We start from the raw sequence: 276 nt of genomic DNA on the forward strand, positions 1-276 counted from the left end.
CGGCCCCCAAACCTTCTCAGCCAGCCGGTGAAGCCGGATGCTGTTACTGTTCCCTTGCCGCAACCATGCTGACAGCCAGGCATGGGTAAGCTGAGCGGTGTCGCTGTGCAGCTCGCGGCGCTCAATCAGTGATACATGCACATGATGCCCGGACAGCGCTTCGGCAAAGCGAGGGTTAAGGGCAATATGAATTTGGCCCTCTGGGGTTTCGGCTTAGGACAGCAGGCGCATTGACCAATAATACTGATTCTTTCGCCCAGGTAAATTTATAGACCT

The 276-nt window shown here is 55.4% G+C and carries 1 protein-coding gene; it reads right to left on the minus strand.

Annotated elements, in window-relative coordinates:
• Window positions 1-192: replication protein C, IncQ-type (gene repC / locus ACRHOZ_RS20935; RefSeq protein WP_431130209.1), on the minus strand; the 192-nt coding region annotated here is incomplete at its 3' end.
• Between the last annotated feature and the right edge of the window lie 84 nt (window positions 193-276).

The sequence above is a fragment of the Flagellimonas flava genome (genome assembly GCF_050617915.1).
Lineage (GTDB): Bacteria > Bacteroidota > Bacteroidia > Flavobacteriales > Flavobacteriaceae > Flagellimonas > Flagellimonas flava_A.